The organism is Ensifer sp. NM-2, from assembly GCF_003024455.1.
GTDB classification, from domain to species: Bacteria; Pseudomonadota; Alphaproteobacteria; order Rhizobiales; family Rhizobiaceae; genus Ensifer; species Ensifer canadensis.
The window spans coordinates 13619-39933 of the sequence record NZ_PVZR01000021.1 but is presented as its reverse complement, the minus strand read 5'-3'; the positions used below and the strand labels follow the sequence as shown (position 1 = coordinate 39933).

Below are 26315 nucleotides of genomic sequence, written 5' to 3'. Positions count from 1 at the left end.
GTCAGTTCCCTCTTGTTTTTGTTTCATTGTGTTTGAAGTAGGCAATTCGGGACGGAAAACCGTTTCACACTTTTCCTGGAATTGCTCCACGGTGTTCTCAGGCGCGCCCTCCGCGAATGGAAGGATGCCAGAAGGTGACGGCGCGCTCGATGAGCGCCACCACCCCGTAGAAGGCCGAACCTGCCACCGCCGCGACGGCGATTTCGGCCCAGACCATGTCGACGTTCATGCGGCCCACTTCCGTGGAGATCCGGAACCCCATGCCGACAATGGGTGTCCCGAAGAATTCGGCGACGATGGCGCCGATCAGCGCCAGGGTGGAGTTGATCTTGAGCGCGTTGAAGATGAACGGCCAGGCGGCCGGCAGGCGCAGCTTGACGAGCGTCTGCCACCAGGAGGCGGCATAGGTGCGCATCAGGTCGCGCTCCATGTGGCTGGACGCTGCCAGTCCGGCGATGGTGTTCACCAGCATCGGGAAGAACGTCATGATGACGACGACGGCGACCTTGGACTGCCAGTCGAAGCCGAACCACATGACCATGATCGGCGCAACGCCGATGACCGGCAGCGCCGAGACGAAGTTGCCGAGCGGCAGCAGCCCCTTTTGCAGGAATGGCGAGCGATCGATGAGGATGGCGACGACGAAACCAAGGCCGCAACCGAGGGCATAGCCTGTTAGCACCGCCTTCAGGAATGTCTGGCGGAAGTCTGCCGCCAGTGTTGGCAGCGAGTTGATCAGGCGCTGCCAGATCATCGACGGTGCCGGCAGCAGGACGGAGGGTACGGAAAAGCCGCGCACGATGCCTTCCCAGAGCACCAGCAGGATGATGCCGAAGAGGAGCGGTACGGCGAAATGTGCGGCCCGGTTGGCGGCTTCGCTTTGAAACCGCTGGCGCACCAGCCATTCGTTGAAGGCCCAGGCCGCAAGCCAGAAGACGACGGCACCAATCAGGATCGGAAGATTCATGGCTTGGCCCCCATGCGCTTCAGGACGGCGGTGTGTGCAAAGCCGACGATCATGACCAGCACCGCCGCAAGCGCTGCCGCCATGAACAGCGCCGACCAGATCTGCACCGTCTGGCCATAATAGGAACCGGCGAGCAGGCGCGCGCCGAGGCCGGCTACGGCACCTGTCGGCAGTTCGCCGACGATGGCGCCGACGAGCGAAATTGCGACGGCAACCTTCAGCGAGGTGAAGAGATAGGGCATCGATGACGGCCAGCGCAGCTTCCAGAAGGCCTGCGCTTGCGAGGCATTGTATGTGTGCATCAGATCGAGTTGGATCGCCTCGGGGCTGCGCAGGCCCTTCACCATACCGACGACCACGGGGAAGAACGAGAGATAGGTCGAGATCAGCGCCTTCGGCAAAAGCCCGGAGATGCCGATCGCGTTGAGGACGACGATGATCATCGGCGCGATGGCGAGGATCGGGATCGTCTGGCTGGCGATCACCCAGGGCATCAGCGACCGGTCCATGGCGCGGTTGTGCACGATGCCGATGGCCAGGAGAATGCCGAGTACAGCGCCGATGCCGAAACCGAGCAGAGTGGCCGAAAGCGTGATCCAGGCGTGATAGACCAGGCTGCGTTTCGAGGTGATCGGCTTGTTGACGGTCGTATCCCAGATCTCGGCGATAACCTGGTGCGGTGCCGGCAGAACGGGGCGCTCCTGCGCCATGGTGTTGTGAACGATCTGCGAGAAACTGATCTCGGTGCCGGCGCGGGCAGCGGTGTCGCGCTCGAACGGCGCGTTCAGGAACACGACTGCAATGTACCAGACCACGATCAACAGCGCGACGACGGTGCCGACTGGCAAGAGCTTGTCCCTGAGGAAGCTTTCTTCTCTCATCGTCATGCCTTTCCGCTTGCCGGCAGCAAAATCAGGCCCATGGCGGCGATGCCGAGCATGACGCCGGCCGCCTGGGTGAGGCTCAGCTTTTCGCCGAAGACGGCAAAGGCAATGATGTTGACGAGAACCAATTGCACGATGGCTGACAACGAGATTGCAAGGCCAAGCCCGCCGTCGCGCATCAGCTTCACCATGATGATGTTGCCGACCATGTAGAGCCCGAGGGCCAGAACCAGCACGCCGACATGGCTGTTGGAGACATAGGCGCGCGAAGCCGTCGCGCCGCCGAGAAAAATGGTCGTGGCAAGCAGCAGCCAGAGGACATAGGCAAGGTTCATGGCCGTACCCCCGCTCCACGCCAATGGTAGAGAATGTCAGGCAGGCCTTCCTCGTTGTCGCCATCGGTGCGGCTTACGGCAGAGAAGCCCTGGCGTTCGTAGAAGCGCTGGGCGTTGCCGTTTGCCTCGAAGGTCCAGAGGTTCAACTCTGTTGCGGACAGCGACCTCGCGGTCTTGAGCAGATTGCTGCCGACGCCCACGCCGCGGTGGACGTCGTCGACATAAAGCGCCGTTACATAATGATCACTTGAGAGCGCCATGAAGCCTGCGACCCGGTCGTTGCGCTCGGCAACGATCACGGTCCGCTCGGGAAAGACCGTCTCGAGATAATATCGCTCGACGTCGGCATGCTGGTGTATCCGCGGCATCCACGGCGTCGCGTCGATCCAGCGGTTGAGAATGTCGGCGCAGGCACTCATGTCGGCCCGTGTTGCAGGACGGCAAATGGTCGAAGACGCCCCGCTATTCCTCATAGCTGTGCCCCGCTCTCAGGCCCTCGCGCACGCGATGGGCGACCTCGAGAAACTCAGGCGTTTCGCGAATGCCGAGCGGGCGCTCTCGCGGCAAGGGCGATTCGATGATGTCGGTGACGCGGCCGGGGCGAGGGCTCATCACCACGATCCTGGTGGAGAGATAGACCGCTTCGGGAATGGAATGCGTGACGAAACAGATGGTCTTGTTGGTACGGGCCCAGAGCTTCAACAGCTGCTCGTTCAGATGATCACGAACAATCTCGTCAAGCGCGCCGAAGGGCTCGTCCATCAGGAGAAGATCGGCGTCGAAGGCAAGCGCGCGGGCGATCGACGCGCGCTGCTGCATGCCGCCCGACAGTTGCCATGGGTATTTCTTGCCGAAACCGGCGAGGTTGACGAGATCCAGCGTGCGGTCGATGCGCGCCTTCTGCTCCTGCCTGTTGTAGCCCATGATTTCGAGCGGCAGGGCGATGTTCTTCTCGATGGTGCGCCAGGGATAGAGGGCGGCCGCCTGAAAGACATAGCCGTAGGCGCGTTGCCGCCGCGCTTCCTCGGGCGTCATGCCATTGACGGTGATCGTACCGGAGGTCGCCTTTTCCAGATCGGCGATGACGCGCAGGAACGTCGTCTTGCCGCAGCCGGAGGGGCCGATGAAGGAAACGAAATCCCCCTTGGTCACATCCAGATTGACGCCGGTCAGGGCGTTCACCGGGCCGTCGGCGGTCTCGAAGGTCAGACAGAGGTCCCGGGCCGAAACCACGGATGCGGTATTGGACGTCATCGGCGAATACTCATTCTGGCTTGGCTGTGTCAGACTGCTATCCGGACCGGCAACATGCAATCGCGGATTTGTAAGCGGAGCCGTTTGCTGCTGGTTTTTCAGGGAATTCTGGAGAACAGTCATGTCTCGATCATCCAATCCTGGCTGTCGCGTGGTTCGCCCCGGCAGCGGACATGCCGGAAAGCAGGGGCTCAGCTATTTCGAGGGCATCGCGGCGGAAACCGTTGGGGCGACCGGCATCTGCATGCACCTCCTGACAATCCCGCCCGGCGCCCGTGCCAAGGCGCATCTGCACGAGGACCATGAGACGGCGATCTACGTGCTGTCGGGCGAGGCGCACACTTGGTTCGGCGAGCGGCTCGAGGAGCATGCCGTCGTTCGCGCCGGCGAGATGTTCTACATTCCGGCCGGCGTGCCGCACCTGCCGGCAAACCTCTCCGATGCACCCTGTTCGGCCGTGATCGCCCGCACCGACCCCAATGGGCAGGAAAGCGTCGTCCTCTTGCCGGAGCTTGACGCTCTCGTGCCCGGGTGACGCGACCAGCAAACGCGCCGAAGCGTCCCGCCGGTGCGGCGGAACATGTCCGGTGGGACAGAGTGGTGGGAAGACGTGCAGGCCGTGAAGCACGGGGATCACACGCCTGTTGCCGGGATGCCGCTGCGCTGGACGGCGCGGGGGGCGGTGACTTCCTTCCAGGTGGTGAGCGCGGTGCTGACGGCCGGGAACGGATCGCGGCGGACGAATTCGCCATGGCCCTCGCGCGTCTTGACCGTGTTTTCCTCGATGGCGACGACGCCGCGCGTCAGCGTGTAACGCGGCAGGCCCTTTACTTCCTTGCCCTCGAAGACGTTGTAGTCGATCGCCGACTGCTGGTTCTTGGCCGAGATCGTCTTCGACCGCTTCGGATCCCAGACCACCAGGTCGGCGTCGGCGCCGACGAGAACAGCGCCCTTCTTCGGGTAGATGTTGAGGATCTTGGCGATGTTCGTCGACGTGACGGCCACGAACTCGTTCATGGTGATGCGGCCGGTGTTGACGCCGTGGGTCCACAGCATCGGCATGCGATCTTCAAGCCCGCCGGTGCCATTGGGGATCTTGGTGAAATCGCCGACGCCGGAGCGCTTCTGCTCTGAGGTAAAGGCGCAATGGTCGGTCGCGACCACCTGCAGCGAACCGGATGCGAGGCCAGCCCAGAGACTATCCTGGTGCAGCTTGTTGCGGAACGGCGGCGACATCACGCGGCGGGCGGCGTGGTCCCAGTCCTTGTTGAAATATTCGGTTTCGTCGAGCGTCAGGTGCTGGATCAGCGGTTCGCCGAAGACGCGCATGCCCTTGGCGCGGGCTCGGCGGATTGCTTCATGCGCCTGTTCGCAGGAGGTGTGGACGATGTAGACCGGGCTGCCCGCCATGTCGGCGATCATGATCGCCCGGTTGGTTGCCTCGCCCTCGACTTCGGCCGGCCGCGAATAGGCATGCGCCTCCGGGCCGTTGTTGCCTTCCGCCAGCAGCTTCGCCTGCAATTGGGCAACCACGTCGCCGTTTTCCGCGTGGACGAGCGGCAGCGCACCCAGGCCGGCACAGCGCTGGAAGGACGAGAACATCTCGTCGTCGTCGACCATCAACGCGCCCTTATAGGCCATGAAGTGCTTGAAGGTGTTGATGCCTTTGTCCCTGACGATGGTCTCCATCTCGTTGAAGACCTGCTCGCTCCACCAGGTGATCGCCATGTGGAAGGAATAGTCGCAGTTGGCGCGGGTCGACTTGTTGTGCCACATATCCAGCGCTTCGAGCAGCGACTGGTTGGGCGAGGGCAGGGCGAAATCCACGACCATGGTCGTGCCGCCGGCGAGTGCTGCCCGGGTGCCACTTTCGAAATCGTCGGAAGAGTAGGTACCCATGAAGGGCATTTCGAGGTGGGTGTGCGGGTCGATGCCGCCGGGCATGACGAAACAGCCGCTGGCGTCGAGCGTTTCGTCGCCTTTGAGGTCCGGGCCGATCTCGATGATCCTGCCGTCTTCAATCTTCACGTCCGCCTTGTAGGTCAGATCGGCGGTGACGATGGTTCCACCCTTGATGACAGTGCTCATTGATTTTCATCCTCGCGATTGTGCTTCCGGTGGCCCTTGGGCCGCCACGAAAAAGGGCGGAACTTTCGTCCCGCCCGCAAACTCATTCGACGATTTCGGCCGTTTCAACGACGGCGTGGAAGAGGACGTCGGCGCCGGCGCCGGCCCACTCCTTTGAGATGTCCTCCGCCTCGTTGTGGCTGAGGCCTCCGACGCAGGGGCACATGACCATGGTCGCGGGCGCGACCTTGGCTGCCCAGCAGGCATCGTGTCCGGCACCTGAGATCAGGTTCATGTGGCTGTAGCCGAGCCTTTCGGCGGCGTTGCGCACGGCAGTGACGAGTTTCGGATCGAAGGTCACCGGTTCGAAGTGGCCGATGGCCTCGACGGAGCAGCCGACGCCGAGCGCATCGGCGATCTCAGGCGCTTCCGCCTCGATCTTGGCGCGCATGCGGTCGAGCTTGGCCTTGTCGGGCGAGCGGATATCGACGGTGAAGACGACCTTGCCGGGCAGCACGTTGCGCGAGTTGGGCGAGAAGACCACCTGACCGACGCCGCCGACGGCGCCCGGCTGGTTTTCCATCGCCACGCCCTGAACCATCTCGATGATCCGCGACATGGCCAGGCCGGCATTGACGCGCATGTTCATCGGGGTCGAGCCGGTATGCGCCTCGCGCCCGGTCAGTGTGAACTCCAGCCACCACAGGCCCTGACAATGGGTGACGACGCCGATATCCTTGTTTTCGGCCTCGAGGATAGGGCCTTGCTCGATGTGATATTCGAAATAAGCGTGCATCTTGCGGGCGCCGACCTCTTCGTCGCCGACCCAGCCGATGCGCTTCAGTTCGTCGCCGAAGGCCTTTCCTTCCGGGTCCTTGCGGGCGTAGGCAAATTCCTGGCTGTGCACGCCGGCAAAAACGCCGGAGGCGAGCATCGCCGGCGCAAAGCGCGCGCCTTCCTCGTTGGTCCAGTTGGTGACGACAATGGGGTGCCTGGTCTTGATGCCGAGATCGTTCATCGAGCGCACGACCTCGAGGCCCGAGAGCACGCCGAGCACGCCGTCGAACTTGCCGCCGGTCGGCTGGGTATCGAGATGAGAGCCGACATACACAGGAAGGGCATCCGGGTCGGTGCCGGGCCGGGTGAAAAACATGTTGCCCATGGTGTCGACGCCCATGGTCAGGCCGGCCTGATCGCACCAGGACTGGAAGAGCTTGCGGCCCTCGCCATCCTCGTCGGTCAGCGTCTGGCGGTTGTTGCCGCCGGCGATGCCCGGGCCGATCTTGGCCATGTCCATTAACGTATCCCACAGGCGGTCGGCATTGACGCGCATGTTCTCGCCAGGTGCTGCCACGGCGGTCTCCTCATTTTTTTGGGCGGCACCTTGGGTGGTGCATGCCCCTCACGTTCCCTTGGTCAAATCCAGGCTTGGTTTTTTCTGGTGCCCTTCGATCAGTCGTTGCCTTTGCTGGCGAACTGGCTGATAATTTGACCGGTTGGTAAAACATTACAACTTCCGTTGCGGCACTCAAGTCGGAAAAACAAAAAAACGAAGTTGTTGCCCGAAAAGATGGCGGCGCCGAAATTTGGGCAGATACGACCTGTGCGGATGAACGCGCAGGCACCTGCAGGGGGCGAAATGGTACTTCCGAGAGCGGCCAAGACCCAGAGGCGTACACGCATCCAGGAGGAGAAGGAAGAGCGCATTCTGGAGGCAGCGCTGGAGGTGTTTTCGGCGAACGGCTTTCGCGGCGCGACCGTCGATCAGATCGCCGATGTGGCCGGCATGTCGAAGCCGAACCTGCTCTATTATTTCCGCACCAAGGAAGCGATGCACCGCGCGCTGATCGATCGCGTGCTCGATACCTGGCTTGATCCGTTGCGTGCCTTCGACGCCGAGGGAAACCCGGTTACCGAGATCCGCAGCTACATCCGGCGGAAGCTGGAGATGGCGCGCGATTTCCCGCGCGAAAGCCGGCTCTTCGCCAATGAGGTCCTGCAAGGCGCGCCGCATATCGAAGACGAACTCAAGGGGCCGCTGAAGGAGCTTGTCGATGAGAAGGCGGAGGTCATCCGCGCCTGGACCAAAGCCGGCAAGATCGCCAAATGCGACCCCTACCACCTGATCTTCGCGATCTGGTCGACGACGCAGCATTATGCCGACTTCGACGTGCAGGTGCGCGCCGTGCTCGGGCAGGGCAATTCCGGCGAGGGTCGGTTCGAGGATGCGGCGCGGTTTCTCGAGCGCCTGTTCGTCGACGGGCTGCAGGTGAGCGAACAGCCTGCCGCCTGAGCGCCGTTGGGATCAATCCGGCAGCAATGCCATCAACGCCAGCCCGCAGGCCGTCGTCAGTGCCCCGGCGAGAACCGGCAGGCTGACCCAGCCGTGACCGAGAATGCCCTCAAGCAGAATGATGAAGCTGGGCGTCAGATAGCCGTAGCCGAGCACTTTCGACGATGGCAGGCGCAGGGATGCGTATTGCAGCAGGAGGAAGGTGATCGCGGTGGTGACGACGGCCAAATATGCGACGGCGATCCAGACGATGGCCGGCAGGCTTGGAAAGTCGGTGCTGGCAAGGCCTGCGGCGCCGGGTACAAGCAGCCACGGCACGGTGCAGGCGGCAACCCAGAAGCCGAAGGCGAAGGGGTTTTCCTTGCGGTCGAACTTGCGGATCAGCGGCACGTAGATCGCGTGGCAGATGACGCCGACGAAGAAGATCAGCTCGCCCTGGCCGATGTCGAAGGCGAGGATTGCCTGGATGTTGGCGCGAAAGATCACCCAGACGGCGCCAAGTGCTGCGATGATCAGGCCTGCGAGCACGCCGGGACGGGTGTGCTGGCTGAGCAGTAGAAAGGCAAAGCCCGCGCTCAAGAGCGGCATCAGCGTGAAGACGGCGCCCGTCGACACCGGGTCGGTGAATTCCAGCGCCTTGAACATCGTCAGCATGTAGACGGCGATCAGCCCGCCGAGGATGAGGAAGCGCCACAACTGCCTGGGGATCCGAAACGGCACCCTGGCGTAACCGAAGGTGAGCACGCCAAGCACCACGACGGTCAAGAGATAGCGCCAGAGCGTCAGCGGGCCGGCGCCCATGTGCTGTGCCGCCAATCCGCCGAAGGAGAAGGAACCGGCGATGAGCGCCGAAAAGGTCAGCATCGCCAGATGCGCCTTGAGCTTTTCGACGCCCTTGGCGTGGCTCTGGTGCGCCGTTTTCGGCGAGACATCCTGTTTCATGCTGGCTTCCGGATCCGGTGCTGAAGACTCGAGCGAGCGCCCATACACCTAAGCCGGAGCGGGTGAGGGTTGCAAGGCCTTGGCGATATCGCCGGCATCTTCGACGATCCAGGTTTCGAGGGTCGCCTGGCGTCCGCGAAGGCTGATGTCGAGCCGCTTGTGCGCCTCCATCACCACACCGGCGCGATTGACGAGCTCGGCCGAAACGGCGAGTTGGGCGTCGTGTTCCTTGGCAAGGCCTTCGAGCCGGCTTGCCGTATTGATGGTATCGCCGACGGCAGTCAGAGACGTCGCCTGTCCATAGCCGATCTCGCCGATGATGGCTGGGCCGGCATGCATACCGATCGCGATCCGCAGCGGCTCGTCGAGCTCGCCCTGGAAGGTCTGGTTGAGAGCATCGATGCCCTTGGAAATGCGCACCGCGGCTGCAAGCGATTGCTGGCAGGCCTCGGTAAACGAGTTCTTCAGGCCGAAGATTGCCAGCGCGCCATCGCCGATGAACTTGTCGATGACCCCACCGGAATCCTCCACCGCCTCGCCGACCATCTCGAAATAGCGGTTGAGGAGGAAGACCGTATCGAAGGGCAGCTTATGCTCGGCGATGCTGGTGAAGCCGCGCAGGTCGCAGAAGAGCACGGCGATACGCCGCTCGCGCCCCTCGCCATCCTGGCGCACCAGCTGCTTCTTGATGCCGATGCTGTCGGTATCGAGGATAGGCACGACGGTGACGTTGTGGATTGGACGGAACTGGCAGGCAAGGCGGACATTGTCGGGTGCGCCGATCCGTGTCAGCGTCGTCAGCTCGGCATCTTCCGGCCCCGGCTGGCCTTCGAGACCCTGAATCACGCGCACGCGGCAGGTAGAGCAGCGGCCGCGACCGCCGCAGACCGAGACATGCGGGATGCCGGCGGCGCGGCTTGCCTCCAGCACGCTGAAGCCGAGATTGACGGTGGCGACACGGCCATCGGGGTAGCGCACGCGGATGCGCCCACCCTTGGGCAGGACGCGCAGGGCAAACGTGCCGACGATCAGCCCGGCAAAGCCGAGATAGAGACCGAGCCGGATATTCTCGAGCAGGTCGACATCGAAGGCCGGCTTGGCTTCAGCGCTGTCGCCATAGCCGCCATGCTCCGCATAGACGCGCTCGACCGAGCGGGCGCCGCTGAAGAAGCCGAGAAGCGCGAAGATCGGCACGAGGATCGCGATCGTGTAGAGCAGGACCTCGTAGCGCGGAAACCAGGTCCGTCCGCGCATCCAGAACCAGGCGCCGAGGCAGCCGTGGCTCCAGGCGAGCAAAAGGGCGAGAGATTGGCGAGTGGCATTGGTCCAGCTGGACCAGAGCGCCCGCAGCATGCCGGGATAATCGGCCTCCACTCCGGTCAAAAGCGGTTCGACCCGTGCGGCGGTCACGTGGCCCAGCAGCAGGAAGGGCAGGCTGAGGCCGAAGACGATCTTGAGCGCTTCGCGCATCGGCATGCGCAGCGTCTGGCGGCGATACAGGCTATCGAGTGCCATCATGAAATGCGCAAGCAGCGCACCATAGAGCAGCACCGTGCCGGGCACGCTGTGCCAGGCGACGTTGAAGACCTTGCGGCCGGACTCCATGGCATCGATGGAGATCAGTCCGAGCGAATGGTTGAGAAAATGGGCAAGGATGAACGTACCAAGCACTGCCCCGGAAACGAGGTGAATGCGCTTGCGTCTATTGGCGGAAATGATCGTCAAATAGCGAGCCCAGCTCTGCCGGCGAAACACCGGCTTCGGTTATTTCCCCCTTTATTATCCAGATCGCATACGCCGACAACTTACCTTTTCTACACAATCTGTTTCGTTATCGTGTCTTGCGCGTCATTGGCCACTGGCGCTATTCGGCGGGGTTCGGCTGCCAAAGCTCGATCGGGTTGCCTTCGGGGTCGTAGAGCCTGGCGGAGCGGCCGTTCGGATAGGTTTGCGGGTCGGCTGTCACCTCGATGCCCGCAGTACGAAGCTGCTCCGTCATGGCGTCGACGCGGAAGTTCAGCATCCACATCTGTTGGCTTTGGCCGAAACAGTCGGTGTCGCGCTTGAACGGGGCGAAGACGGTGCTGCCGGCGCGTTGCCTCCTTGCTTGGCTTCCGACGCCTCCGCTCGCAACAGGGATAGCCGTTGGCGTCATTCCATCATGGGCGGCAGCCGCGCGGCAAGGGTATCGATGAGCAGCCGCAGCTTTGGCGGCATATATTGGGTTTTCGGCCAGACGACATAGGTGCCGTAGGACAGAGCGGGCACATCGGCGAGTATCTGCACGAGCGAGCCGGAAGCGATGCGGTTGCCCACCAGCCAGCAAGGCAGCCAGGCGATGCCGAAGCCGTCGGCCGCCGCGTCGGCGATCGACGTCAGGTCGTCGAGCCGCAGACGCGCCGGCGGCGTGACGGTCTGCGTCTGGCCGGCCTTCACTGGAAAGGACCAGGCGAGAGGTTGTCCGCTGCGCCGATAGAGGATCGCCTGGTGCGCCGTCAGGTCTTCGATCGTCTCCGGTGCGCCATTCGCTTCGATATAGGCCGGGGAGGCGCACACGGTCATGCGCTGGTCGGCGATCTTGCGCATCATCAGTTCGGGCTCATCCCGTTGCGGGCCGGTGCGGATGGCGAGATCGAAGCCGTTCCTCGACAAGGTCGACGTTGCGATCGCTGAAGTTGAGGTCGAACTCCAGCCGTGGATGTTGCTGCAGCAGTTTCGACAGCAACGGCATGATGCATTGGCGGCCGAAATGCACCGGCATCGACAGGCGCAGCCGTCCCTGTATCTCCTGTTTGCCGGATTCCAGCAGCGCCTCGCCGGCTCTGATTTCGCTGAGCGCCCTCTGGCAGTTTTCGTAGAACAGCTGACCCTCGTCGGTCAGGCTCTGGGTGCGGGTGGTGCGATGAAACAGGCGCACGCCCAGCCTTTGCTCCAGCTTGGCGACGGTCTTGCCGACGGCTGAACGCGACAGGTTGAGCCTTTCGGCGGCGGCGGAAAATCCGCCCGCGTCGGCCGCCTCCACGAACACCGAAACGCCGTTCAGGTAGCTCATCTTGTATCCCTCATGGAACCAATATGACGAAATCATATCGCAACTGGAGAGATAATTTCAACGCTATGCTTTCTCCATCAGATCAAATCCGATGAAAGGAAAGACCATGGCGAGACTGATGAAGGAATGGACCATCGATGCGTTCGGCCCTCAGAACCTGAAGCTCACGGAGCGGCCGATCCCACAGGCGGGGCCGGGCGAGGTGCTGGTTCGCACGACCGCCTTTTCGCTCAACTTTCGCGACAAGCTGGTGCTCGAAAACGGCATGGGCATGCCGCTCGTCTTCCCCTTCGTGCCGGGCTCCGACATGGCCGGCGTCGTCGAGGCGGTCGGCAGCGACGTGACGCGCTTTCAGGCCGGCGATCGGGTCATTTCCGTCTTCGACCCCAGCTGGATCGACGGTCAAAAGCCGGGAACGGCCCGTCAACCGACGTCGTTTGCGCTCGGCGGTCTCAATCCGGGCGTTGCTTCGGAATATGTCACGTTCCCGCAAGACTGGTTCGTCCATGCGCCAAAGAGCCTTGACGATGGCGAGGCAAGCACCTTGCCCTGCGCCGGTGTAACGGCCTGGTACGCGCTGGTCGAGAAGGGGCGGCCGAAGGCCGGCGACCGCGTCGTCGTGCAGGGGACGGGTGGTGTCGCGCTGTTCGGGTTGCAGATCGCCAAGGCGCATGGGGCCGAAGTCATCGTCACGTCGGCAAGCCGGGACAAGCTCGATCGCGCCCTCGAGCTCGGTGCCGACCATGGCATCGACCGCCTGTCGGAAGACTGGGTGGAGCGTGTGCTTGAGATCACCGGCGATCACGGCGCCGATCATATCCTGGAGCTTGCCGGTGGCGCCAATCTCGGCCGGTCGCTGCATGCGGTGGCGGTGCAGGGACGGATCTCGGTCATCGGGGTGCTCGAAGGCGCCGAGATCTCGGCGCCGGCGCCGCTGGTGCTGTTGAAATCGCCTGTCATCCAGGGCATCGGCGTCGGCCATCGCCGGGCGCTTGAGGACCTCGTCGCGGCTGTCGATCAAACCGGTCTGAAGCCTGTGGTCGATGCGCGCTATCGGTTTGCGGATTTCCGCGAGGCACTGGCGCATCTCGATCGCGGCGCCTTCGGCAAGGTGGTGGTCGCGGTCTGATCGAACACCAATTCCCGACGCCGCCGGACAAGAATCCGGCGGCGTCGGTTTTGGTCATTCCGCTGCCTGGCGGGCCATCGGATTGTTCGGATGCGTCGTCCAGTTGGCATAGTTCGGATCGACCGGCTTGCCGGTGCGTTGGTCCATGGCGCCTGCCGGCAGTTCTTCCATGGTGATGCAGTTCTCGACGGGACAGACGCTGACGCAGAGGTTGCAGCCGACGCACTCGTCGTCCATCACCTCGAAGTGGCGCACGCCGTTGACGAACTGGGTGATCGCCTGGTGCGAGGTGTCCTCGCAGACGATGTGACAGCGACCGCATTTGATGCAGGAATCCTGATCGATCTTGGCCTTGGCGATGTAGTTGAGGTTGAGGTACTGCCAGTCGGTGACATTCGGCACGGCGCGACCGGTGATGTCGTCGAGGTTGCGGTGACCCTTGGCATCCATCCAGTCGGACAGGCCGGAGATCATTTCCTGGACGATCTTGAAGCCGTAGGTCATTGCCGCGGTGCAGACCTGCACGTTGCCGGCGCCAAGCACCAGGAACTCGGCCGCATCGCGCCAGGTGGTGATGCCACCGATGCCTGATATCGGCAGGCCGTAGGTTTCCGGATCGCGGGCGATTTCGGCGACCATGTTGAGCGCGATCGGCTTGACCGCCGGGCCGCAATAGCCGCCGTGGGTACCCTTGCCGCCGACCGTCGGGTTCGGGGCGAAGTTGTCGAGATCGACGGAGACGATCGAGTTGATCGTGTTGATCAGCGACACTGCGTCGGTGCCGCCGGCCTTGGCGGCGCGGGCCGGCTTGCGGACGTCGGTGATATTGGGCGTCAGCTTGGTGATGACGGGCATGCGCGTGTACTGCTTGCACCAGCGAACGACCATTTCGATATATTCCGGCACCTGTCCGACAGCGGCGCCCATGCCGCGTTCGGACATGCCGTGCGGACAGCCGAAATTGAGCTCGATGCCGTCGGCGCCGGTTTCTTCGACCAGCGGTAGGATCGCCTTCCAGGCCTCTTCCTCGCAGGGCACCATGATCGATGCGATCAGGGCCCGGTCCGGCCAGTTCATCTTGACCTGCTTCATTTCCCGCAGGTTCACATAAAGGTCGCGGTCGGTGATGAGCTCGATGTTGTTGAAGCCCAACAACCGGCGGTCGGCGCCCCAGATCGCGCCGTAGCGCGGGCCGTTGACGTTGACGACAGGCGGTCCTTCCTCGCCGAGCGTCTTCCAGACGACGCCGCCCCAGCCTGCCTTGAAGGCACGCTCGACGTTATAGGCCTTGTCCGTCGGCGGCGCGGACGCCAGCCAGAACGGGTTCGGGGATTTGATGCCGACAAAATTGTTGCGAAGATCAGCCATTGTTCCGTTCTCCCGATCCGTTATGCAACGGCGCTCGCGCGCGGCATGGCCGCGGCGAAAGCCCGGTTGATCGCTTCAGCGGCATCGCGGCCCATGGCGACGGCGGAGACCGTCAGGTCCTCGCCACCCAGCACGCAGTCGCCGCCGGCCCAGACATTGGCGAGCGAGGTCTTGCCTTCGGCATCGGTGACGATGCGGCCGGCTTCGAACGTGAGCGATCCGAGGCCGGACGCCTCGAAGGACTGACCGATCGCCTTGAAGATCTGGTCTGCGGCAATGATACCCGTTTCGCCCGTCGTCGTCAGCTTTCCATCGACGAGCGTAGTGTATTCGAGTTCGATCCCGGCGACCTTGTCGTCCTTGAGCGCGATGCGCTTGGGCTGCAGCCAGTGGCGGATGGTGACGCCCTTGGAGGTGGCCAGGTCCTGCTCGAACTCGGACGCGTTCATGTGCTCCTTGCCGCGGCGATAACAGATCGTCACTTCCTCGGCGCCGAGCAGCTTGGCCTGGACGGCGGCGTCGATGGCGGTCATGCCGCCACCGAGAACCACGACCCGGCGACCGACCGGAATGTCGGCCTTGGTCTTCGACTGGCGAAGGGCGGCGATGAAATCGACGGCGTCGTCTACGCCCTCGGCGGTTTCGCCTTCGAGGCGCAGCGCGTTGACGCCGGCAAGGCCGAGACCGAGGAAGACGGCGTCATATTGTTCGGTCAAATCGCCAAGCGAAAAATCGCGGCCGAGCGCCTGGCCGTGGCGGACTTCGATGCCGCCGATCGACAGCACGTAGTCGACCTCGCTCTGGGCGAAATCGTCGACGGACTTGTAGGCGGCGATGCCGTATTCGTTGAGGCCGCCGGATTTCTCACGGGCATCGTAGAGGACGACCTCGTGGCCCTTGACCGCAAGGCGGTGGGCGCAGGCAAGCCCCGCTGGCCCGGCGCCGACGACGGCAACCTTTTTGCCGGAGGTCGCAGCGCGGGTGTAGAACTGCTTGTTCTCCTTCATCGCGATATCGGTCGCATAGCGCTGGAGGCGGCCGATCTCGACCGGACGCTCCTCAGCCGTGTTGCGCACGCAGGCCTGCTCGCAGAGCGTTTCGGTGGGACAGACGCGGGCGCACATGCCGCCCAGGATGTTCTGGTCGAAGATCGTCTTTGCCGAGCCGATGGGGTTGCCCGTCGATATCTGCCGAATGAACAGCGGGATATCGATGGAGGTGGGACAGGCCGTCATGCAGGGCGCGTCATGACAGAAATAACAGCGGTCGGAGGCGACCAATGCCTCGTGCCTGTCGAGGGCTGGATGGAGGTCGGAGAAATTGGTTTCGTAGTCCGCGAGCGGCAGGCGGCCGCCGAGGATCCCAGATTGCGTCGTTCCCATTTTTGGCTCCCAATGTTTTCTCAGGATGATGGAACGGTAACACGCTTTATTTTTTTATCAAACGGTAAAAGTTTGGCATCGAAATGCTGGGAAAGCCTTGCGATCCGGGGATTTGCTGCAGACCTGCCAAGCCATTGTTCTTGACTGCTGTTTGACAGGGCAGGGCAAATAGTGGCAGCAAATCAGAGCGGGATGAGGAAAAGTGTGTGCGGTTTTCCGCCCGCATCCCGCTCTAACTTAGGGGAAGCGATCGCGATGTTTTGAGTTGATTCGACCCAAAACATCGCGATCGCGGGGGAATGGAGAAGTGGCATGGCGCGACGGGCTGAGGCGAACAACAGGCTTGATGATGCTGCCCGCGCGGGCTGGTTATACTATGTCGCCGGCCGTACCCAGGACGAGATCGCCACGGTCATGGGCATTTCGCGCCAATCGGCCCAGCGGCTGGTTTCGCTTGCCATGGCGGAGCGCCTGATCAAGGTCAGGCTCGATCATCCGATTGCCGCATGCCTGGAGGCTGCCGAACGGCTTCGGGAAAAATACGAGCTAAAGCATGTGGACGTGGTTCCGAGCGATCCCGGATCGAGTTCGACCACGGTCGGCATCGCCGAGGCAGGGGCCGCCGAGATCGAGCGCTGGCTCAAATTAACCGAGCCCCAGGTTCTGGCGATCGGTACGGGCCGGACCTTGAAGGCGGCGATCGACCAATTGCCGGCGATGGAATGTCCGCAGCATCGCATCGTGTCCTTGACTGGCAATATCAGGCTCGACGGCTCGGCCGCCTATTACAACGTCATCTTTAGCATGGCCGATGCCGTCAAGGCGCGGCATTTCCCGATGCCTTTGCCGGTTCTCGCCTCCTCGCCGGAGGAGCGCGCGGTGCTGCACAGCCAGAGCCTCGTCCAGGTGGCGTTGAAGCTGGGCGCGGAGGCGAATGTCGCCTTTGTCGGTGTCGGCGAACTCGGCCCCGAGGCGCCGCTTTGCCAGGACGGATTTCTGTCGCAGGACGAGATGGGGCAGCTGACGAAGTCCGGCGCCGCAGGGGAAATCTGCGGCTGGATGTTTGACCACGACGGCGCATTGCTGGCGGGCAGTTTCAACGACCGTGTCGCCTCCGTTCCTCTGCCATCGCGCGACAATGCGTCGGTGATCGGGCTTGCCAAGGGGCGGCGCAAATATGAGGCGCTGAAGGCCGCGCTCAAGGGGCGGATCATCAACGGCATTATCACCGATGAGGCGACCGCCGCCTATCTGCTCAACGCCTGATCGCAGCGTTTCTGCTTGGGAAGGGCCGGCCATGCGCCGGCCCTTTGGCGTTCATATCACCACCTGCTGATAAAAAATCCGCAATCAAAACAGATTCATAACGGCTCTGGTTGCAGCGCAGCAACGAAAGCGGATTGACATTTTTTCACAAGAAGTGAGTAATTGCTCATGAGCAAGGCAAATGCTCAATTTCTTCTGGGAGGAAGTCGATGAATTTGAGAACTTTCCTGCTGAGCACGTGCTCGGCAGTCGCTCTGGCAGGTCTGGCCCAAGCAGAAACGCTGACCATTGCGACCGTGAACAACGGCGACATGATCCGAATGCAGAAGCTGGCGGAGGAATTCACGTCCAAGAATCCGGACATTACGCTCGAGTGGGTGACACTCGAGGAAAACGTGCTGCGCCAGCGCGTGACGACGGATATTGCCACCAAGGGTGGCCAGTACGACATCATGACCATCGGCACCTACGAAGTGCCGATCTGGGCCAAGCAGGGCTGGCTTATGCCGCTCGACAATCTCGGCGCCGACTACGACGTCGACGACCTGCTGCCGGCGATCCGCTCGGGCCTGACCATAGACGACAAGCTCTATGCCGCACCGTTCTACGGCGAAAGCTCGATGGTGATGTACCGCAAGGACCTGTTCGAAAAGGCCGGGCTGACCATGCCCGACGCGCCGACCTGGGACTTCATCGCCGACGCGGCGCGCAAGATCACCGACAAGGGCAACGAAGTCTACGGCATCTGCCTGCGCGGCAAGGCGGGCTGGGGCGAGAACATGGCCTTCCTGACCGCAACCGCGAACGCCTTCGGCGCCCGCTGGTTCGACGAGAACTGGAAGCCGCAGTTCGACCAGCCGGAATGGAAGAACGCGCTCGACTTCTACGTCAAGCTGATGAATGACGCCGGACCGCCCGGTGCATCCTCGAACGGCTTCAACGAAAACCTGTCGCTGTTCCAGACCGGCAAATGCGGCATGTGGATCGACGCGACGGTTGCGGCCTCGTTCGTGACCAACCCGAAGGAATCGACGGTTGCCGACAAGGTGGGCTTCGCGCTTGCACCTGACACTGGCCTCGGCAAACGCGGAAACTGGCTCTGGGCCTGGAACCTTGCCATCCCCGCCGGTTCGCAGAAGGTGGCCGCGGCCGAGAAGTTCATCGCTTGGGCAACCGGCAAGGACTATCTGAAGCTCGTTGCCGACAAGGAAGGCTGGGCCAACGTTCCTCCGGGCACGCGCACATCGCTCTACGCCAACCCTGAGTACCAGAAGGCAGCGCCCTTCGCGAAGATGACGCTCGACTCGATCAATGCAGCCGACCCCAAGAACCCGGCCGTCAAGCCGGTGCCCTATGTCGGCGTGCAGTTCGTGGCGATCCCTGAATTCCAGGGGCTCGGCACAGCAGTCGGGCAGCAGTTCGCGGCGGCTCTTGCCGGTCAGATGACCGTCGACCAGGCGCTTGCCAGCGCCCAGCAACTGACCGAGCGTGAGATGACCAAGGCCGGCTACATCAAATAAGGCTCCCAAGGGCCCGGGGTGCCGGCCGCAAATGGTTGGCGCCCCGGTAATTCCTGGAGGCAGTCAAGGGGCCCACGCGGGTAAACGCGCTGGCCCGACCCGATCTCGAAACAGCGTTGAATTCCGTCATTTGGGGGGACGCCATGGCGACCTTGCACACCCGCTCCGCCGCGCGTTTGATGATCGCGCCCTCGGTGCTTCTGCTTCTGGCCTGGATGATCGTTCCGCTGGCCATGACAATCTACTTCTCGTTCCTGCGCTACAATCTCTTGATGCCGGGAATGGAGGAGTTCGCGGGCTTTTCGAACTACAGCTACTTCCTCACCGATCCCGCCTTCTTCCAGGCGATCTTCAACACGCTCGCCATCGTGCTGGGCGTGCTCTTCATCACCGTCGTCGGCGGCATTGCGCTGGCGCTTCTTCTCGATCAGCCGATGTTCGGTCAGGGGATCGTGCGCATCCTGGTGATCGCGCCGTTCCTGATCATGCCGACCGTCGCCGCGCTGGTGTGGAAGAACATGTTCATGAACCCGGTCAACGGGCTGTTCGCCTGGCTGGCCAAGCTCTTCGGACTGCAGCCCTTCGACTTTCTCGCCAATGCACCCCTGATGTCGGTGATCCTCATCGTCGCCTGGCAATGGCTGCCCTTTGCGACGCTGATCCTTTTGACGGCGCTGCAATCGCTCGATGAAGAGCAGAAGGAAGCAGCCCAGATGGACGGCGCCAGCGCCTGGAGCCGCTTCATCTATCTCGTGCTGCCACATCTTTCTCGTGCGATCACCGTGGTGATCCTGATCCAGACGATCTTCCTGCTCTCGGTCTTTGCGGAAATCCTGGTGACGACCAATGGCGGTCCGGGCACGCAGAGCACGAACCTCACCTTCCTCGTCTATGCGCAGGCCCTGCTGCAGTTCGACGTGGGCGGCGCATCCGCCGGCGGCATCATCGCCGTCATCCTCGCCAACATCGTCGCATTCTTCCTGATGCGCATGATCGGCAAGACGCTGGAGGCTTGATACCGATGGCACGCACTGTCTCCACCCAAAGAAAGATCGTCGTCACGGTCGTCGCCTGGACGATCGGCATCCTGATCTTCTTCCCGATCCTGTGGACGTTCCTGACGAGCTTCAAGACCGAGGCAGAGGCGATCGCCTCGCCGCCGTCCCTGTTCTTCTTCGACTGGACGACGGAGAACTATCATGAGGTCCAGAGCCGATCGAACTACTTCCTGCACTTCATGAACTCGGTCGTCATCTCCTTCGGCTCGACGCTGATCGGCCTGATCATCGCCATCCCGTCTGCCTGGGCGATGGCGTTCTCGCCGACCAAGCGCACCAAGGACGTGCTGATGTGGATGCTCTCCACCAAGATGATGCCGTCGGTCGGTGTGCTCGTGCCGATGTACCTGTTGTTCCGCAACACCGGCCTGCTCGATACCCGCACCGGCCTCGTCATCGTGCTGACGCTGATCAACCTGCCGATCATCATCTGGATGCTCTACACCTACTTCAAGGAAATCCCCGGCGAGATCCTCGAGGCGGCACGCATGGACGGAGCATCGCTGTCCAAGGAGATCATCTATGTGCTGACGCCGATGGCGATCCCGGGCATCGCCTCGACGCTGCTCCTCAACATCATCCTTGCCTGGAACGAGGCGTTCTGGACGCTGAACCTCAGCGCCGCGAAGGCGGCGCCGCTCACGGCCTTCATCGCCTCCTATTCGAGCCCCGAAGGCCTGTTCTACGCCAAGCTCTCGGCGGCCTCGACCATGGCGATTGCCCCCATCCTCATACTCGGCTGGTTCTCGCAGAAACAGCTCGTGCGCGGCCTCACCTTCGGCGCGGTCAAATAAGGGATACGACAATGGGAAACATTACACTCAGAAACGTCTCGAAGGTCTTCGGCGCCCATGCCGTCATCCCGTCGATCGACCTCAATATTGACGATGGCGAGTTCGTCGTCTTCGTCGGCCCGTCGGGCTGCGGAAAATCGACGCTGCTCAGGCTCATCGCCGGGCTAGAGGATGTCAGCGATGGTGAGATCGTCATCGACGGCAAGAACGCCACCGAGCTGCCGCCAGCGCAACGTGGACTTTCGATGGTGTTCCAGTCCTATGCGCTCTATCCGCATATGAGTGTGCGCTCGAACATAGGCTTCCCGTTGAAGATGGCGAACGAGGACAAGGCTGTCATCGACAAGAAGGTGGCCGACGCAGCGCGTGTGCTCAACCTGACCGACTATCTCGACCGCAAGCCTCGCCAGCTTTCCGGCGGCCAGCGCCAGCGTGTCGCCATCGGCCGCGCGATCGTGCGCCAGCCGAAAGCTTTTTTGTTCGACGAGCCTTTGTCGAACCTCGACGCAGCACTGCGCGTCAACATGCGGCTCGAAATCAGCCAGTTGCACCAGGATCTGAAGACGACCATGGTCTACGTCACCCACGATCAGGTGGAAGCCATGACCATGGCCGACAAGATCGTGGTTCTCAACCGGGGGCGCATCGAGCAGGTCGGCTCGCCGCTCGACCTCTATCACAAGCCGGACAATCTCTTCGTGGCGGGCTTCATCGGGTCGCCGCGGATGAACTTCGTTTCCGGTGCGCCGGCTACCGCCTACCAGGCGCACACTATGGGCATCCGGCCCGAGCATCTGGTGCTTTCAACGGAAAACGGCACCTGGGCCGGCACGGTCGGCGTTGCCGAGCACCTGGGCTCGGACACCTTCCTGCACGTCAACGTCGACAATATCGGAACGATGACCGCGCGTGTCAGCGGCGATTTCGCCGTCGCCCACGGGGACCGGGTGTTCCTGACGCCCGACGCCCAGCGCGTCCACAGGTTCGACGACAAGGGACTGGCAGTTCGATGAAACGTCTTCACGGGAAAAGCGCGCTGATCACCGGATCCGCGCGGGGTATCGGTCGTGCCTTCGCCGAAGCCTATGTGCGAGAAGGCGCCACAGTGGCGATTGCCGACATCAATCTGGCGCGGGCGCGTGAGACCGCATCGGAAATCGGCCCGAGCGCCTATGCCGTCGAGATGGATGTGACGCAGCAGAACTCCATCGACGCGGCGATCGCATCGGTTGTCACCGAGGCCGGTGGTCTCGATATCCTCGTCAACAACGCCGCGCTCTTCGATCTCGCGCCGATCGTCGAGATCACGCGTGAAAGCTATGACCGGCTGTTTTCGATCAATGTTTCGGGGACGCTGTTCACGATGCAGGCGGCTGCCAAACAGATGATCGCCCAGGGCAGGGGCGGCAAGATCATCAATATGGCGAGCCAGGCAGGCCGGCGCGGCGAGGCGCTGGTCGCCGTCTATTGCGCCACCAAGGCAGCGGTCATCAGCCTGACCCAGTCGGCGGGGCTGAACCTGATCAAGCACGGCATCAACGTCAACGCCATTGCGCCCGGCGTCGTCGATGGCGAGCACTGGGACGGCGTCGACGCACTGTTTGCCAAATACGAGAACCGCCCGCGCGGCGAGAAGAAGAGGCTCGCGGGAGCGGAAGTCCCCTATGGGCGCATGGGAACGGCCGAGGATCTCACGGGCATGGCGATCTTCCTCGCTTCTGCCGAGAGCGATTACGTCGTTTCGCAGACCTACAACGTCGATGGCGGCAACTGGATGAGCTGAGGCCCGTCTCCGGACGATGCCTCGATAAGGAAACGAGACCATGACGACCAAACTTTCTCTTGCCGCGCTCGACGCAGTGAAGGCCAAGGCCGGCGTGCCGAGCTACGATCGCGCCGATCTGAAAGCCGGTATCGTGCATTTCGGTGTCGGCAATTTTCACCGTGCCCATCAGGCCGTCTATCTCGACGATCTCTTCAATGCCGGGCACGACCATGACTGGGCGATCGTCGGTGCCGGGGTCCTTCCCTCCGATGAACAAATGCGGGCAAAGCTCGCGGCGCAGGATTTCCTGACGACGGTGGTCGAGCAGGACAACAACCGCACCGGCGCGCATGTGACTGGCGCGATGATCGACTATCTCAGGCCCGGCGACGTCGCTGGCATCGTCGCCAGGCTTGCAGACCCGGCGATCCGCATTGTTTCGCTGACGATCACCGAGGGCGGCTATTTCATCGATCCAGCCTCCGGCGTTTTTAATCCGACCCACCCGGCCATCGTTGACGATGCGCAAAATCCCGCCGCGCCGAAGACGGTCTTCGGTTTGATCGTTGCCGGTCTGAAGGCACGCCGCGACGGACAAATTCCGCCGTTCACGGTGATGTCATGCGACAACATTCCGGGCAATGGCGAGGTGACCCACGCTGCGGTTTCAGGCCTTGCCCGGCTGTTCGATCCTGATTTCGCCGACTGGATCGACGCCAATATCGCCTTTCCGAACGGCATGGTGGACCGCATAACGCCGGCCACGGGCGCACGCGAAATCGGCATCGTCGCAACCGATTACGAGATCGAGGATGGCTGGCCGGTGTTTTGCGAAGAGTTCAAGCAATGGGTGCTGGAGGATCATTTTCCGCAGGGACGCCCGGCGCTCGAAAAGGTCGGCGTGCAGTTCGTGCCCGATGTTGCGCCCTATGAGCACATGAAGATCCGCATCCTCAACGGCGGCCACGCGGCAATCGCCTATCCCGCAGCCCTGCTCGACATTCATTTCGTCCACGAGGCGATGGAGGAGCCGCTGATCCGTGATTTTCTCGCCAAGCTTGAGCATGACGAGATCATTCCGGTCATTCCGCCGGTGCCGAACACCGATCTCGGCGATTATTACAAGCTGATCGAGATGCGCTTTTCCAACCCGAAGATCGGCGACACGATCCCGCGGCTTGCACAGGACGGCTCCAACCGGCAGCCGAAATTCATCCTGCCCTCGACGGCCGACCGGCTGGCGCGGGGCGAAGACGTCGTCGGCCTGGCGCTGGTGTCAGCGCTCTGGTGCCGCTACTTCGACGGCACGACCGATAGCGGCAAGCAGATTGTCTTCAACGACCAGAACGCCGAACGGCTTCAGGCGGCAGCCCGTGCCGCAAGGCAGGATCCGACGGCTTTTCTGGCGCTGTCGGACATTTTCGGCGAGGTCGCCCAATCCGATCTCTTCCGCAAGCGCTTCACCCACGCATTGAAAACCCTCTGGGAAAAAGGTACGCGCGCTACGCTCCAGCTTTATCTGGACGGCAAGCTTACTGCATAATTCCTTAGAACGGGGCCCGATTTAAGGATGAAATTACGCAGCAATTCAAAGAGTTACAGCGACGTTGGCGCGTCTTAAAAGATGCGCGGCGCTGTAAGGGGTAGGGTGTTATGGCCGACGGCGCGTCCAGGTTGGTGATCTTCGATTGCGACGGCGTGCTGGTTGACAGCGAGCCGATCTCGCTCGAAGTCCTGGTCGACGTGCTGGCGGCGGCAGGCGTGTCGATGACCACGGAGGAGGCGACCGAACGGTTTCTCGGGCGCAGCCTGAAAAGCATGTCTGCCATACTTCACGACGAATATGGCCTGGCGACAGACGACGCCTTTCTCGAAGAAATGCGCACGCGGCTCTATCAGCGTTTCCGTACGGAGTTGCAGCCGATCGCCGGTATTCGCCGGGCGGTCGAAGACCTTGGCGTCGCCTGTTGCGTCGCCTCGTCCAGCCAGCCGGAACGCATCCGGCTGTCGCTGACCGTCACCGGTCTGATCGATCTTTTCGAGCCGAACATCTTCTCTGCAACGATGGTCAAACATGGCAAACCGGCGCCCGACCTGTTTCTGCTGGCGAGCCGGGAGATGGGCTATGCACCCAAGGATTGTATCGTCGTCGAAGACAGTCCGGCCGGCATCGAAGCCGCGCACGCCGCTGGCATGCGGGCCTTTGCCTTCGCCGGTGGCGGACATGCGCGCAGCGACCGTCATCGACAGACACTCGCCAAGCTCGACCCCGACGTGCTGTTTGACGACATGGGCGAATTGTTACAGTTTGTCCGCCAATAGTGCATAATTCCTCAAGTCGAAATCGATTTGATGGGAAAATTATGCGGCAGTTTCAAGATGTTGCAGCGTGCTGTAACGGGGACGGGGATCTCCATTGATGCGTGAATTCGTCGTTGCGGTCGATGTCGGTACCGGCAGTGCCCGTGCCGGAATTTTCGACCGGAATGGCAGGCTTCTGGCGCGTGCCGACCTGCCGATCGCCATGAACCGGCCGGAAGAAAATCATGCCGAACACGATTCGGAAGATATCTGGAGAGCTGTCTGCGGCTCGGTGAAAGCTGCCAGAGACAAGGCCGGCATCGCGCCGGAGAGCATTGCCGCCATCGGTTTCGATGCAACGTGTTCGCTCGTGGTGCGCGACCGGAGCGGCGCGCCGCTTTCCGTCAACCGAAAGGGCGAGGCGCGCTGGGACACAATCGTCTGGCTCGATCATCGGGCGCTGACGGAGGCCGATTTCTGTACCGCCACCGGACACCCGGTCCTCGATTTCTCCGGCCGCGTCATGTCGCCGGAGATGGAAATGCCGAAGCTGATGTGGCTGAAGCGGAATCTGCCTAGCCAATGGGAGAAGGCAGGCTTTTTCTTCGATCTCGCCGACTATCTCTCCTGGCGGGCGACCGGCAGTGCGGCGCGCTCGCGCTGCACCTTGACGGCGAAATGGAACTATCTCGCCCATGAACAGCGCGGTTGGCAGGCGGACTATCTCGCGCGGATCGGCCTCGAGGATCTGCTTGCGCGGGGCGGATTGCCGGAGGAAACGCAGCCGGTCGGAAGCTCGGTCGGGGGCTTGTCGGTGGAGGCTGCCGCCGAGCTCGGTCTTGATATCGGCTGCCAGGTGGCACCGGGTCTGATCGACGCCTATGCCGGGGCGCTCGGCGTGCTCGGCGGTTTTGCCGGCGAGCCGGAAAAGCTCGAGCGGCAACTGGCGCTGATCGCGGGCACCTCGAGCTGCATCGTTGCCTTCTCCAAGGATATGAAGCCCGGCTTCGGCATGTGGGGACCCTATTTCGAAGCGGTGCTGCCCGGCGCCTGGCTGATCGAAGGCGGCCAGTCGGCGACCGGCGCCCTGCTCGATCACATCGTGCGCATTCATGGCGGCGGCCTGGAGCCAACGACCGAGACCCACGGCCGGATCATCGCGCGCGTCCAGGAACTGCGCGTCCTGCACGGAACGCAGTTTGCCGAACGGCTGCATGTACTGCCGGATTTCCACGGCAACCGCTCACCGCTTGCCGATCCACACGGGCTCGGCGTCATCAGCGGCCTGCCGTTCGATTCGTCGTTCGATGCGCTGTGCCGGCTCTATTGGCGCACCTGCGTGGCGATCGCGCTCGGCATCCGCCATATCCTCGAGATGATGCGTGAGGTCGGCTACGAACTCGACACACTTCACGTCACCGGCGGCCACGTGCGCAATGCGCTTCTGATGGAGCTTTATTGCGACGTCACGGGTTGCCGGGTCGTAGCACCCGATGCGCCTGACGCCGTTCTTCTCGGAACGGCGATGGCGGCAGCCGTTGCCGGTCAGGTTCACGTCGATCTCGCCGTGGCCGGTGCGGCGATGGCGTCCGGCGGGCGCGAGCGGCGGCCGAACGACGCCATGCGTGACATCTACGATCGCGACTACCGCCGCTTCCTTGCGCTCTACCGCCATCGCGACGAACTGGACGCGCTGCAATAAAAAAATGATCGGCAAACGCGCAACTCCGGGAACCTTTGTTTGCGTCACGCATTTTATTTTCAGACCGGACGGTGGCGCGCATCGCCCCCAATGTGGCGCCGGAGGTAATCCGCCGGTTTACAACTCACACTCCCCCGGTGAGTTGAACAATGTCAGCCAGTGCCTTCCCTCGGCACTGGCTGTTTTGTTTCCAGCGCTTGCCATCAACGGGCATGCCAATCAGGACACCAGCGACG

The 26315-nt window shown here is 62.5% G+C and carries 24 protein-coding genes and 1 pseudogene; 12 read left to right on the top strand and 13 right to left on the bottom strand.

Annotation, left to right across the window (positions count from 1 at the left end):
• Positions 1 to 97: 97 nt before the first annotated feature.
• The 5 genes from C6558_RS30200 to C6558_RS30180 are packed head-to-tail and all read right to left on the bottom strand — an operon-like array spanning position 98 to position 3440.
• Positions 98 to 967, bottom strand: a complete 870-nt coding sequence (locus C6558_RS30200; protein WP_057216122.1) for an ABC transporter permease — start codon at positions 965 to 967, stop codon at positions 98 to 100.
• Positions 964 to 1848, bottom strand: coding sequence for an ABC transporter permease (locus C6558_RS30195; RefSeq protein WP_025428122.1), 885 nt, complete (start codon positions 1846 to 1848; stop codon positions 964 to 966). The genes C6558_RS30200 and C6558_RS30195 overlap by 4 nt, the downstream gene beginning before the upstream one ends.
• A gap of 2 nt (positions 1849 to 1850) precedes the next feature.
• Entirely contained in the window at positions 1851 to 2186 is a 336-nt protein-coding gene (locus tag C6558_RS30190) for a hypothetical protein (RefSeq protein ID WP_025428121.1), read from the bottom strand.
• Complete coding sequence (locus C6558_RS30185) at positions 2183 to 2605, bottom strand: GNAT family N-acetyltransferase (protein ID WP_225906277.1); 423 nt, start codon at positions 2603 to 2605, stop codon at positions 2183 to 2185. The genes C6558_RS30190 and C6558_RS30185 overlap by 4 nt, the downstream gene beginning before the upstream one ends.
• 43 nt (positions 2606 to 2648) lie before the next feature.
• A complete protein-coding gene (locus C6558_RS30180) occupies positions 2649 to 3440 on the bottom strand; it encodes an ABC transporter ATP-binding protein (RefSeq protein ID WP_025428119.1) in 792 nt (263 codons plus the stop codon).
• Positions 3441 to 3561: 121 nt separating this feature from the next.
• On the opposite strand from C6558_RS30180, the gene C6558_RS30175 reads away from it, so the two are divergent.
• Entirely contained in the window at positions 3562 to 3975 is a 414-nt protein-coding gene (locus C6558_RS30175) for a cupin domain-containing protein (RefSeq protein ID WP_025428118.1), read from the top strand.
• Between the two features lie 98 nt (positions 3976 to 4073).
• On the opposite strand, the gene hydA is transcribed toward C6558_RS30175, so the two are convergent.
• Positions 4074 to 5528 (bottom strand): dihydropyrimidinase, encoded by a 1455-nt coding sequence (gene hydA, locus C6558_RS30170; protein ID WP_025428117.1) that lies wholly within the window; start codon positions 5526 to 5528, stop codon positions 4074 to 4076.
• Positions 5529 to 5610: 82 nt separating this feature from the next.
• Entirely contained in the window at positions 5611 to 6861 is a 1251-nt protein-coding gene (locus C6558_RS30165; RefSeq protein ID WP_025428116.1) for a Zn-dependent hydrolase, read from the bottom strand.
• A 285-nt stretch (positions 6862 to 7146) separates the two neighbouring features.
• On the opposite strand from C6558_RS30165, the gene C6558_RS30160 reads away from it, so the two are divergent.
• Positions 7147 to 7800: a TetR family transcriptional regulator C-terminal domain-containing protein gene (locus C6558_RS30160; RefSeq protein ID WP_025428115.1), complete on the top strand. Its 654-nt coding sequence runs from the start codon at positions 7147 to 7149 to the stop codon at positions 7798 to 7800.
• Between the two features lie 12 nt (positions 7801 to 7812).
• On the opposite strand, the gene C6558_RS30155 is transcribed toward C6558_RS30160, so the two are convergent.
• The 4 genes and pseudogenes from C6558_RS30155 to C6558_RS30140 all read right to left on the bottom strand — a co-directional run bounded on the left by C6558_RS30155 (position 7813) and on the right by C6558_RS30140 (position 11794).
• Positions 7813 to 8742 carry a DMT family transporter gene (locus tag C6558_RS30155; protein WP_051509177.1) on the bottom strand — a complete coding sequence of 310 codons (930 nt, stop codon included), beginning with the start codon at positions 8740 to 8742 and terminating at the stop codon, positions 7813 to 7815.
• 48 nt (positions 8743 to 8790) lie between these two features.
• Positions 8791 to 10467, bottom strand: a complete 1677-nt coding sequence (locus C6558_RS30150) for an adenylate/guanylate cyclase domain-containing protein (protein WP_025428113.1) — start codon at positions 10465 to 10467, stop codon at positions 8791 to 8793.
• Between the two features lie 139 nt (positions 10468 to 10606).
• Positions 10607 to 10765 (bottom strand): VOC family protein, encoded by a 159-nt coding sequence (locus tag C6558_RS41095; protein WP_143347943.1) that lies wholly within the window; start codon positions 10763 to 10765, stop codon positions 10607 to 10609.
• A gap of 128 nt (positions 10766 to 10893) precedes the next feature.
• A pseudogene (locus tag C6558_RS30140) lies at positions 10894 to 11794 on the bottom strand (LysR family transcriptional regulator).
• 106 nt (positions 11795 to 11900) lie between these two features.
• Here C6558_RS30140 and C6558_RS30135 point away from each other — a divergent pair.
• The gene (locus C6558_RS30135; protein WP_025428110.1) at positions 11901 to 12923 is read left to right on the top strand and encodes an NAD(P)-dependent alcohol dehydrogenase; all 1023 of its coding nucleotides are present in this window, start codon (positions 11901 to 11903) and stop codon (positions 12921 to 12923) included.
• 54 nt (positions 12924 to 12977) lie between these two features.
• Here the strand turns inward: C6558_RS30135 and preA are convergent, their stop codons facing one another.
• The gene (preA, locus tag C6558_RS30130) at positions 12978 to 14291 is read right to left on the bottom strand and encodes an NAD-dependent dihydropyrimidine dehydrogenase subunit PreA (protein WP_025428109.1); all 1314 of its coding nucleotides are present in this window, start codon (positions 14289 to 14291) and stop codon (positions 12978 to 12980) included.
• A 20-nt stretch (positions 14292 to 14311) separates the two neighbouring features.
• Positions 14312 to 15673, bottom strand: a complete 1362-nt coding sequence (locus C6558_RS30125; protein ID WP_057216119.1) for an NAD(P)-dependent oxidoreductase — start codon at positions 15671 to 15673, stop codon at positions 14312 to 14314.
• A 312-nt stretch (positions 15674 to 15985) separates the two neighbouring features.
• On the opposite strand from C6558_RS30125, the gene C6558_RS30120 reads away from it, so the two are divergent.
• From C6558_RS30120 to C6558_RS30080, 9 genes are all read left to right on the top strand, one after another.
• A complete protein-coding gene (locus tag C6558_RS30120) occupies positions 15986 to 16939 on the top strand; it encodes a sugar-binding transcriptional regulator (RefSeq protein ID WP_025428107.1) in 954 nt (317 codons plus the stop codon).
• A gap of 209 nt (positions 16940 to 17148) precedes the next feature.
• Entirely contained in the window at positions 17149 to 18459 is a 1311-nt protein-coding gene (locus C6558_RS30115) for a sugar ABC transporter substrate-binding protein (protein ID WP_107028052.1), read from the top strand.
• A gap of 143 nt (positions 18460 to 18602) precedes the next feature.
• Positions 18603 to 19475: a carbohydrate ABC transporter permease gene (locus tag C6558_RS30110; RefSeq protein WP_025428105.1), complete on the top strand. Its 873-nt coding sequence runs from the start codon at positions 18603 to 18605 to the stop codon at positions 19473 to 19475.
• A gap of 5 nt (positions 19476 to 19480) precedes the next feature.
• Positions 19481 to 20311, top strand: a complete 831-nt coding sequence (locus C6558_RS30105; RefSeq protein ID WP_025428104.1) for a carbohydrate ABC transporter permease — start codon at positions 19481 to 19483, stop codon at positions 20309 to 20311.
• Positions 20312 to 20322: 11 nt separating this feature from the next.
• A complete protein-coding gene (locus C6558_RS30100; RefSeq protein ID WP_025428103.1) occupies positions 20323 to 21324 on the top strand; it encodes an ABC transporter ATP-binding protein in 1002 nt (333 codons plus the stop codon).
• Positions 21321 to 22094: an L-iditol 2-dehydrogenase gene (locus C6558_RS30095; protein WP_025428102.1), complete on the top strand. Its 774-nt coding sequence runs from the start codon at positions 21321 to 21323 to the stop codon at positions 22092 to 22094. Before C6558_RS30100 ends, C6558_RS30095 begins: the two co-directional genes overlap by 4 nt.
• A 40-nt stretch (positions 22095 to 22134) precedes the next feature.
• On the top strand, positions 22135 to 23619 hold the full coding sequence (locus C6558_RS30090) for a mannitol dehydrogenase family protein (protein ID WP_025428101.1): 1485 nt from the start codon (positions 22135 to 22137) through the stop codon (positions 23617 to 23619).
• A gap of 110 nt (positions 23620 to 23729) precedes the next feature.
• Entirely contained in the window at positions 23730 to 24398 is a 669-nt protein-coding gene (locus C6558_RS30085; protein WP_025428100.1) for an HAD family phosphatase, read from the top strand.
• Positions 24399 to 24495: 97 nt separating this feature from the next.
• Positions 24496 to 26079: an FGGY-family carbohydrate kinase gene (locus tag C6558_RS30080; RefSeq protein WP_057206516.1), complete on the top strand. Its 1584-nt coding sequence runs from the start codon at positions 24496 to 24498 to the stop codon at positions 26077 to 26079.
• Positions 26080 to 26315 lie beyond the last annotated feature (236 nt).